7 protein-coding genes, 1 rRNA gene and 4 pseudogenes are annotated in these 8774 nt (G+C 68.0%); 7 read left to right on the forward strand and 5 right to left on the reverse strand.

The features are described 5' to 3' along the window. Window positions 1-83: ribosomal RNA gene (gene rrf / locus ACIA8F_RS38925) — 5S ribosomal RNA — on the forward strand; the annotation flags it as partial. An 86-nt stretch (window positions 84-169) separates the two neighbouring features. Here the strand turns inward: rrf and ACIA8F_RS38930 are convergent. The 3 genes from ACIA8F_RS38930 to ACIA8F_RS38940 form a co-directional block, all read right to left on the reverse strand. Then, the gene (locus tag ACIA8F_RS38930) at window positions 170-577 is read right to left on the reverse strand and encodes a GNAT family N-acetyltransferase (RefSeq protein ID WP_399385789.1); all 408 of its coding nucleotides are present in this window, start codon (window positions 575-577) and stop codon (window positions 170-172) included. A gap of 82 nt (window positions 578-659) precedes the next feature. Further along, window positions 660-875, reverse strand: coding sequence for a hypothetical protein (locus ACIA8F_RS38935; protein ID WP_399385783.1), 216 nt, complete (start codon window positions 873-875; stop codon window positions 660-662). Between the two features lie 263 nt (window positions 876-1138). Then, window positions 1139-1627, reverse strand: a complete 489-nt coding sequence (locus ACIA8F_RS38940; protein ID WP_399385784.1) for a hypothetical protein — start codon at window positions 1625-1627, stop codon at window positions 1139-1141. Between the two features lie 659 nt (window positions 1628-2286). Between ACIA8F_RS38940 and ACIA8F_RS38945 the strand changes: the two are divergent. Continuing rightward, window positions 2287-2628 (forward strand): annotated as a pseudogene (locus ACIA8F_RS38945) (transposase); the annotation flags it as partial. Window positions 2629-2652: 24 nt separating this feature from the next. Here the strand turns inward: ACIA8F_RS38945 and ACIA8F_RS38950 are convergent. Then, the gene (locus ACIA8F_RS38950; protein WP_399385785.1) at window positions 2653-3006 is read right to left on the reverse strand and encodes a ferrous iron transport protein A; all 354 of its coding nucleotides are present in this window, start codon (window positions 3004-3006) and stop codon (window positions 2653-2655) included. Window positions 3007-3185: 179 nt separating this feature from the next. Between ACIA8F_RS38950 and ACIA8F_RS38955 the strand changes: the two are divergent. From ACIA8F_RS38955 to ACIA8F_RS38970, 4 genes and pseudogenes are all read left to right on the forward strand, one after another. Then, a pseudogene (locus ACIA8F_RS38955) lies at window positions 3186-4476 on the forward strand (transposase). Window positions 4477-4525: 49 nt separating this feature from the next. After that, the gene (locus ACIA8F_RS38960; RefSeq protein WP_399385786.1) at window positions 4526-4846 is read left to right on the forward strand and encodes a hypothetical protein; all 321 of its coding nucleotides are present in this window, start codon (window positions 4526-4528) and stop codon (window positions 4844-4846) included. Window positions 4847-4955: 109 nt separating this feature from the next. Then, the gene (locus ACIA8F_RS38965; protein WP_399385787.1) at window positions 4956-5276 is read left to right on the forward strand and encodes a hypothetical protein; all 321 of its coding nucleotides are present in this window, start codon (window positions 4956-4958) and stop codon (window positions 5274-5276) included. A 180-nt stretch (window positions 5277-5456) separates the two neighbouring features. After that, window positions 5457-6898: pseudogene (locus tag ACIA8F_RS38970) on the forward strand (NF041680 family putative transposase). Window positions 6899-6997: 99 nt separating this feature from the next. Here the strand turns inward: ACIA8F_RS38970 and ACIA8F_RS38975 are convergent. Beyond that, a pseudogene (locus tag ACIA8F_RS38975) lies at window positions 6998-7144 on the reverse strand (IS5/IS1182 family transposase); the annotation flags it as partial. A 316-nt stretch (window positions 7145-7460) separates the two neighbouring features. Here ACIA8F_RS38975 and ACIA8F_RS38980 point away from each other — a divergent pair. After that, window positions 7461-8402: a HEAT repeat domain-containing protein gene (locus tag ACIA8F_RS38980; RefSeq protein ID WP_399385788.1), complete on the forward strand. Its 942-nt coding sequence runs from the start codon at window positions 7461-7463 to the stop codon at window positions 8400-8402. Window positions 8403-8774: the final 372 nt, after the last annotated feature.

The following is an 8774-nucleotide window of genomic DNA, read 5'->3' on the forward strand; positions in this document are numbered from 1 at the left end:
ACATTCCGAACCCGGAAGCTAAGCCTTTCAGCGCCGATGGTACTGCAGGGGGGACCCTGTGGGAGAGTAGGACGCCGCCGAACAATTATTGTGGAGAGCCCCGTACCGGGAAACCGGTACGGGGCTTTTCTGCGTTCACGGACCGCATCCTCGACGCCGGCCGCGCTCGCTATTCCCCGGGCCGCCAGACGTACCGGACGTCCGGCTCCTGCTCCTCATTGCGCATCCCGTCGGTACGTTCGACGGCGACGAAGCCGTGCCGCTCGTAGAACCGTTGCGCGGGACCGTTCACCTGGAACGTCCACAGCCCGAGCCCGGCCGGCCGTCGCTGCTTGGCCAGCGCCACGAACCGGTCGCCCAGCCCCTTCCCCCACCACGACGGTTCCAGGTAGAGCTGCTCCAACTCCTCGCCCTCGAGCACGAGGAGCCCCGCCAGGACCCCGTCGGCCTCGGCTATCCAGGCCTCGTACCGCGGCACGACCACGAAGGCGAACCAGTCCCGGACCTCGTCGTCGCCGTGCGCAAGCCGCACGGTCGGCAAGGCGTTCCTGAAGGAACGCAGCCACGTACCGGCCATGGCGACCGCATCCGACTCGACCGCACGTCGAAGTACCACCTCAGCAGTGCCCACAGCGCGGCACTCTCCCAGTCCCCTCCCGCTACCGCACCCGAATTTGCGCGGGCCGGCAGGCGGGCGGGCGCCGCTGGCCGCAGGCGGTCTCGATACCGGCGACGTCCGTGAAGGTCTGGTCGCCGAGCGCCGCCCCCTGGCCGGGACCGCCGTCGGCGGAGCCGACCGTCCACACCGCCGAGTACGCACGCGCCGTCACCGGAGCCGCTGCCTCTTCCCGCAGCCGGCCCTTGGCCATCGACATCACACCTGTCCGGACCGGCGACGCACGCACCCTCCGCTGCCCGCAGGCTATTGGCGGCTTACGGGTTCCTAGGCCGGTAGGCAGACCGGAGGCGGCCCCGGACGTGGTCCTGGCCGACGAGGCCTCAGCCCGCCGACCAGGCCGCCAACCGCAAGCGCCTAGGCGGCCGCCGCAGCAGGACCGCGGCAATCCACCTCGCCGCCATCCACATGTGGCCCGTGAGCTGAGCTGAGCCGAAGCCAGCGGGCCGGCCTGGAGATGCTCTAACCGTGATGCCAGACTTCCGTCGGCGCGATGTCCCAGGAGGTCCCGGCAATCTCGCCCAGGTTGAAGAACAGAGCCCAGGTGACGACGGTATCCCCAGCTCGCTGAGCGCCACGTTCGATCGCCTGCTCCAGGCCGTCGTGCAGCATGTCGGCCTCACGGTTGAACCGGACGCCGATTCCCTGCGCCATCGCATAAGCCTCCATCTCCTCGGAGAGTTCCGACGGAACACGGCCGATGAGGCGGATCCCCCGATGCGTGACCTGCGGACCGCGCAACCCGTCGACGAGGACGCAGGTCAGTCCTACGCCTTCGACGAAGTAGCACTTCACTGCCGGCCGACTCCACCTGTCCGAGTCGGCCTTGTGGAACGTGATACGCCACCGTGCACACGCCGTGTTCCAACGTTCGATCTCGTCCTGTTGGCCAGTGAAACCGTGCCCCTTCATGGCAGCGAGTGCAGCCTGCTGATCCATTCCGAAGCTCAAGGGCCCGATGCTCCTGCAGGGGGCGAGCCCCCACTGATCGCGCTCTGATTCCGCGAGCGACACTCAGTAGTCCGTGTTCATGGGCTGATGATCGTCCATGAGGATCGGCTTGGCGCACCGATGCAAGATGCGAAGGTGACGGCCCGGACGAGTCCGCTTAGGTCAAGCTGTCGAGTGCCTTCGAGGCCAGGGTGAGAACGGCAGGAGTCCGCGGGAGCTTGACTGCGGTGTGCTCGTAGGCCCAGCCGGAGGAGCATCAGAGGCCGGGGCGGGTGTCGAAGCTTGTTCATTAACCTCTGAGCCGTTGGCGTTTGGCGAACAGGGCTGAGGTGACTTCAGGCTCCATGGGACCATCTCCGCATGCGCCTTGCAGCTGACGGCACCACGCCGACCTCGCGGTTGGTACTGGTGGAGGACCTCGAGACCGACAACGGCCATGCTTTCGAGCTGGCGAACCCGCTCTTCCTGGCTGTCGGCGATCTAATCGGTTTCGAGGGCGGAAGGCTTGCCGTGGTCCGGGCCAGCGGAGACCGGCTGACGCCGGCTGGGGGCTGGTCGACTCGTTGCGGACTCAGAGCGGGGCGCCGGCAGTAAAAAGGGTTCGGCCTGTTCTCTGCGGCCAACCCGGTCGGCGCGACGTGTTGTTCGAGCTGACCGACGCGCTGTACGACGCGCTCAACCGCGGTCGACTCGATGAGGTGCGGCTGCGGCGGATGTTGGCCGGGCTCTCCCACCCGAAGGCCGCCGACGACTGGCTCGTCCTGGCCGGACGCCGAGTGCAGCGCGGACCGGCTGTTCTGCCAGACCTTCGGCCGGGGCCGGGACCATCACCCGATGATCGGGGCAGGCCGTATTTGTTCGTCGCCGCGCTGGAGAGCGGCCGCACGTCCTCGTGCCCGCTGTCGGACGCGGTGCGGATGGCCCCGGAGGACGACGTCGCTGAGGTCACCGCCGTCCAGGTCCGCCGTGTCGTCGAGGACCCGATCGCCGACGGACGATTCGAGCGGCGCGTGGGGCGCGGCTTCCTACGCTTCGGGCTCTGGATCGGCCCTGAGATACCGACCCCGGATCTGGGCCTTGCGATAGGGCCCGGCCCCGTTGCAGTCGTACTGCGGCGAGTCAAAGATCACCCAGTACCGCAGCTCGTCGCTAAGCGACTGGGCGTGTTCGTTCGGTTCGGGTGCACCCATGGCGTCGATCGTTCCAACGAACTCGACCTGCCAAGGACCGTCCCAGTCCTGGTCGCGAAGGACGGTGACCCGGCTGCCCGGTGCCAGTGCACCCGTCGGCCATGCCTGGCTCAAGGGACGACCGAGGATGTGCTCTACCGCCGGGCGATCATCTACCTCCGCAGGGACAGGGCCGGAACTTTCTGTCATGCCGCCCACTCTGTCCGCACCAGTTCAGGAGCGCCAGAAGACAAAGAAAAAGCGAGGCTTGAGGCTTTTGGTCCGTCATCGAACAGGGCTCGGACTTGTTCGGGGTTTCCCCAGTTCACGAACTGTCCACGGGCCTGGAGCCTGATCCTGCGAGAAGAGGTCGGCGCGGCGCGCGGAGGCTGGATCGTGGATCAACGAGGCGCGTTCACCGCGGTGACGGCATTCCGACTGAGCTGTACAGCTCCCTGCTTGCCCGGGGCGATGCGCTCTTCGAGCTGTGCGATGCGTTGTTGTGCACCGACGGCCCGGTCCGCACCCTTGTGGACCTGGCCCTCGCGCCCGAGCACAGGCCGGGGCGAACCAAGGCAAGGTCGGATCGGTGTCGCCCGGATCCGCCGCGCCCTGGTCGGGGTGCCGACGTCCCGGGCCGCCGACGGTCGCCTCGTGCTCGCGGTGGACGTCTCGCCGTGGCTGCGGCCGGACGCGGACCAGGCGGCGGTCACCGCCGAGCAGGTCCGCAAGGTTGTCGAACGCCTCGTCGCGGCGGACCAGTGGCGCCAGGGTGATCCTGAGGTCCTGGTTGTCCTCGACGCCGGCTACGAGGCGCCTCGGATCGCCCACCTTCTGGTGGACATGCCGGTCGAGGTGTGGGGTCGGCTCCGCTCGGACCGGGTGATGCGCAAGCCGGTTCCGGTGCCGTGGATCTGCCCGCCGCAGGGCGGGCGCCCGCCCAAGCGCGGTGGTGAGTGCGTTTTCGGCGCCCCGAGACCTGGGGTGAGGCGGCGGTAGTGACCGGGACCGACGCAGAGCGGTACGGGACCGCGACCGCGCAGGCGTGGGGCCGGCTGCACCCCCGGCTGACCCGCAGGGCCGCGTGGGGGATCACGAGGGGCCTTGCCGATCATCGAGGGCACCGTGATCCGGTTGACCGTGGCGAAGCTGCCCAGCTGCGGAGTCAACAAGCCAGTCTGGCTGTGGTGGTCGGGCACCGGCGCCGCCGCCGCGGAAGTCGACCGGTCCTGGCAGGCCTTCCTGCGCAGGTTCGACGTTGAGCACACGCTCCGCCTGCTCAAGCAGACCCTCGGCTGGACCCGGCCCATGCTCTGCGACTCTGCCGCAGCCGACCGATGGACCTGGCTCGTCTTGGCCGCGCATGCCCAACTTCGACCCGCCCGCCCCCTCGCCGCTGATCTCCGCCGGCCGTGGGAACGACCGGCGGAACCGAACAGGCCGACACCGGCCCGAGTCCGCCGCGGGTTCAGGAACCTGCGCGCGAAGACGGGCACGCCAGCTCGTGCACCGAAACCCACCCGCCCTGGCCCCGGTCGGCCGATCGGCTCGAAGAACCGGCGGCCCGCCGCCCACCACGACGTTGGACGCATCCTCGCCACGTGCGAGTCCTACACCCGACCCGCACACCACAAGAAGGGGACGAAGCCCCGGCGAACAACCGATGATGGCCCTCAATAGGCTGCTCGGGCTACAGCCCCAGCCGGAGATCGATCTACAGGGGCCGACCATGGAGAACTGGTCTAAGTGGGAGAACGACGAAAGCGCAGCTCGTTCTCGCTACACCCAGGACATACAGGCAGAACGCCGCGCTCTGCGCGAGGCCCTACGTTCAGACCTGCCCGCCGCCCACATGGGCTTGGGCGTGACCGTCATCGCCTTGATCGCCATCGCCAGCTTCTCCGGCCCTCGATGGACTTTGACCATCTCTGGCGCCTTCACGGCCTGGTTTCTTCTAGCACTGGCAGTGATTCACATCGGCAGCGGCCGTGGCCGGGATGCCCTCCGCCGGGCCTACATCGCCACGTTCGGCTGGGCCAACTGGATCTGAACGTCGTTCATGGTGAGCCCCTCTGCCGGAGCCAGACGATAAACGTCAAGCTAAGCTTGTTCTTTAACCTCTGGTGCTTCTCATGGCCTGCCACATGTACGGTGCCGTGGTGACAGATGGGCTGTACCCACGACTGGCGGATGCGTTCTCAGCACTTGCTACCGAGATCGCTGAACTGTTGCGTGCTGAGGGTGAACCGCTGGCCGAGGTGGTCGCTGACCTGCCCTACTACGGCCCGTGCACCTGTACCGCAACGTGCATCAACCTGCTGACCGCGCCGCCCGGCTCGTCGGGTTCCTCGATGATCCAACTCGAACGCGATGGCATGGACGTCATCTGGCTGAGTTTGGATCCCTCTCGGACCACTATCACCGACATTGAAGTTCTGGATGGACGCGATCTCGGCCCAAGCGCCCAGCGATCTGGTTGACCACGTATCTTCCGCTGCCCGCCGGACGTCCAAGCGGCGGGCGGCTGATCACATGACGGCCTCGAACGATGCCCCGAACGTGATCGCCCGTACGGGGATCCTCGGGACGTGAACACGGCCTTCGTGTGATCCTGTGCTCCGACCAAAGAGGCGCTTGACCAGTACGAAGGCCGTGGGGGAATGAGTCTGGTGCAACACGACGTCCGGCGAGAGGCGCTCGCGGTGGCGTCACACTTCCGAGGCGACTTCTACGCGTGCCTGGACGCGCACCGCGACGAACTATTCGAGCTCACGGATGCCCTGCTCTGCTCCGACAGACGGGTGATGACGCCAGTGGACCTGACGCTGCTGCCCGAGCACCGGCGTGGGCACGGCGCGTTGTACGCCGCCCTGAACGACGGACGTATCGACACTGCACGGCTGCGGCAGGTCCTGGCCGCTCTGCCGCAGCCCAAGGCCGCGGACCATCGGCTCGTCCTGGCCGTGGATGTGAGTAACTGGCTGCGGCCGGACGCCGAGTGCAGCCCGGACAGGTTGTTCTGCCATACCTTCGGCCGCGGCCGGGACCAGCACCTGATGATCCCCGGCTGGCCGTACTCGTTCGTCGCCGCGCTGGAGTCCGGGCGAACATCGTGGTGCCAGCTGTTGGACGCGGTCCGGCTCGGACCCGAGGACGATGTCGCCGAGGTCACCGCCGCCCAGGTCCGCCGCGTGGTCGAGGACCTCATCGTCGGCGGCCAGTGGCGCCAGGATGACGCCGACATCCTGGTCGTCTTCGACGCCGGCTATGACGCCCCGCGCCTGGCCCACCTCCTGGACGGCCTGCCCGTGGAGGTGCTGGGCCGGCTGCGGTCAGACCGCGTGATGTGCAAGCCCGTACCCCGTCCCTGGATCTGTCCGCCCCAGGGCGGGCGGCCCCCGAAGCACGGCAAGGAGTTCCGCTTCGCCAAGCCGGAGACCTGGGGCGAGCCGGACGCCGCAACCGTGCAGGTCACCGACCGATACGGCACCGCACAGGCCATGGCCTGGGACCGGATCCACCCCCGCCTCACAACCCGCTCGGCCTGGATCGACCACGACGGCGATCTGCCCCTCATCGAAGGCACCTCATCCGTCTAGAGGTCGACCACCTGCCCGGCGGCGGAGAACCCCTGCCGGTCTGGCTGTGGTCCTCAGGGACAGACATGACCGGCGCCGACGTGGACCTGCGCTGGCAGGCGTTCCTGAGAAGGTTCGACCTGGAACACACCTTCCGGATGATCAAGCAGACCCTCGGCTGGACCCGCCCGAAGCTCCGCACCCCCGAGGCAGCGGACCGCTGGACCTGGCTGATCCTTACCGCGCACACCCAGCTCCGGCTGGCCCGTCCGCTGGCCGAGGACCTCCGCCATCCCTGGGAGAAGCCCGCTGAGCCTGGCCGGCTCACCCCGGCCCGCGTCCGGCGGGGGTTTCGGAACCTCCGTGCTCACTTGCCATGCCCGGCCCGTGTACCGAAACCCAACCGCCCCGGCCCCGGCAGACCCCTCGGCTCCAAGAACCAGCGGCCCGCCACCCGCTACGACGTGGGCAAAACTGTCAGACGACCCGAGACCATCATCGAACGCGACCAGGCCAGACCATAAAGAACAAGCTAAGGGGCTGTTCCGCAACCGACCTCGAGTGCCTCGGACGTGGTCGGCCGTCGTGTACTGCTCGCTCGTGAGCCGGCAGTTCGCTCGCTAGTAGGCCGCGACCAGCAGGGCACAGTCCTCCCGCCGGAGGTCCCACGGGCGGCCCCTGCGGGAAGCAGCCGCATGTTGTCGCCGCATCACGGTCACCAGCCGGCCGAACAGACGTGGGCTCAGACCAGCGGAGAGGCCATCCAACACGCGCCCGGTACGGCGGCCTCACGACCCGTCCCTCCTGCCTCAAGCAATGCAGCCGTCGAGACCCACCTTTGACGTGCCAGCCCTTAGGCGGGCTGGGCATCAGGGTTCCAAGGCGCCTGTCACTGGCCCTTCAGTGTGGGGTGGTTGCAGTGCACCTCGATCAGGTGGGCGGCGGGTGACGGGCAGGCCGCTGACGATGACGATGAGCGGTGCATGTGGTGGGGGATGGAGGCCAGCGGGGTGAGCGGGGTGGTCGGGGAGGTTTTGGGGGGCGGCTCGTGTTGCGGTGGGGAGGGGGGATTGGGGTGCGTACGAAGTGCTGCTGCGGCGGGTGGGGGCTGAGGGGGTGGAGGCGGTGAGGGTCGGTAGGGAACTGATGCGTTCCGCCGGGGTGCTCGAGCGGGAGGTCGGGTGTGACGTGATGGGGGAAGCCAGCGATCAGGAGCCGGCGGTCCGGTGCGAAGCGGCGGACGCCTTGGCGGATCTCGCACGGGGGGAGTGCGAGGGCGGAGTACTGCGGGCTCTGGCCCGTGCGATCGGGAGGACGGGGGAGGGTGCGGCCGTTGCCGTGCTGGTCGTGCTCGCGGGACATGCGGATCCCGCCGTCCGCCGGGAGGTGGCCTCCTCGTTCGCCGGGCTCGATACGGGCCGGGCGGAGGGCCCGGGTGTCCTCGCCCTCATACGGCTGACGAGGGATGTGGATCCGGAGGTGCGGGAGTGGGCGACCTTCAGCCTCGGGTTCCAGTCGGAGGCCGACGGTCCCGCGGTCCGCGCGGCCCTTTGGGAGCGGACCGTCGATGCGCACGGTGGTGTGAGGGAGGAAGGAATACGGGGCCTCGCGCGCAGGCACGAGCTTCGGGTGCTGCCGCTGCTGAAGGCGTTGCTCGAGGATGCCGCGGGAGCCCATGTCCACACCTTCGCGGCGGCGCAGATCATGGGCGCTCCCGAACTGCTGCCGGCGCTGCAGGCCTACGAGGCCCATGACGTCGGGGTGGCTGCTGCGGTGAGGGCCTGCGACCGGGAGTACCGGGCGCGACATGATGGCTTGGCTTGGGACCTGGTGGTCGAGCTGCACCGGCTCCGTCCCGAACTGGACGGGGCGATCCGCCGGGAGCTCTTCGGCCCGGCTCTGGAACTCTGCCTCCAGGGTCTCGGTCCGGATCCCGGGGACGGGCCGGTCTACGACGTGGAGGCTCTTCTCGAGCGCGCCGGGGGCGACCCCGTGCGGGCCGCGGAGCTGGTGTCGCGCCGATTTTGACCGTGCAGGGGGCGTCATGTAGAGTCAAACGGTTGCCTGGAACTGGACAAGTTCGGCAGCCGGCCCCCAAAGAAGCAATTCAGAGTGGGCACCCTCGACTCCTCATCCAGGAATCTGAAGCCGGGAAATCCGGTGGAAAACTTCTGATAGAGTCGGTCTCGCCGGAAAGGGAAACGCGAAAGCGAAGAACTGGAAAGCGAATCCCGCTGACTGGGAATCGGACACGAAAGAGTCTGATAGAGTCTGAGACACAAGAACGAAACGAAGCGCCCGGAGAAAAGCCCGAGAGGGTGAGTACAAAGGAAGCGTCCGTTCCTTGAGAACTCAACAGCGTGCCAAAAATCAACGCCAAAAAGTTGATACCCCGTCCAT

Origin of the sequence: Streptomyces sp. NPDC051563 (genome assembly GCF_044454225.1) — a bacterium.
Lineage (GTDB): Bacteria > Actinomycetota > Actinomycetes > Streptomycetales > Streptomycetaceae > Streptomyces.